1 protein-coding gene is annotated in these 686 nt (G+C 38.2%); it reads left to right on the top strand.

What is annotated here, in order from left to right; all coding sequences use genetic code 11:
• Positions 1-98: 98 nt before the first annotated feature.
• Positions 99-686 (top strand): IS30 family transposase (locus N482_RS03355; RefSeq protein ID WP_155730459.1); only part of this gene is annotated, 588 nt, incomplete at its 3' end.

The raw sequence follows: 686 nt of genomic DNA, 5'->3' as shown, positions 1-686 counted from the left end.
TTCCAAGTGCACCACGTATAAAAACTAGATAAAAATAAGACACTTCTCAGCTTCTGCTAATGTAAATGTGCGACCAAATACATCTTAGGAGCTGAGCAATGTCTTATGAACATCTTAACAGTTTTGAGCGAAAAGCAATCTATTATCGCCATAATAGTGGTGAAAGTTACCGTTCAATCGGCCGTTTACTTAACCGACACCACACTACTATTATGCGAGAAGTAAAGAGGAATAAACCCCCTTACTATACTTACTTCGATGAATCTGCTGAAGACTTAGCAGTCGAACGTAAAAAGAAACCAAGGCACGCAAAAAAGTTTTCTAATAAAACGCTTTATCAGCATGTTGTACATAAATTGCAAGAAGGTTGGTCACCAGACGCCATTGCAGGAAGGCTTAAAAAAAACCACCCAAATGACAAGGGAAAATGTGTCAGTCATGAGACAATTTATCAATGGGTTATTAAAGACTATCAAGTTGGTGGTGAACTCTATAAAGCATTACCAAAACGTCACAAAAAGAGAAAAAAACAAAGAAAATATGGAGACTTACGAGGAAAGATAAAAAACCGAGTTAGTATCCATGAGCGGCCTGATATCGTAGAGAAACGGTCTCGTATTGGCGACTGGGAAGGTGATCTTGTTGAAGGAAAGAAAGGCTCAGGATATATAGTTACTCATGTGGAT

The sequence above is a fragment of the Pseudoalteromonas luteoviolacea NCIMB 1942 genome, assembly GCF_001625595.1.
Classification (GTDB): domain Bacteria; phylum Pseudomonadota; class Gammaproteobacteria; order Enterobacterales; family Alteromonadaceae; genus Pseudoalteromonas; species Pseudoalteromonas luteoviolacea_A.
Note: the sequence above shows the minus strand (reverse complement) of the source record. Positions and strands in the feature narration are given on the sequence as shown.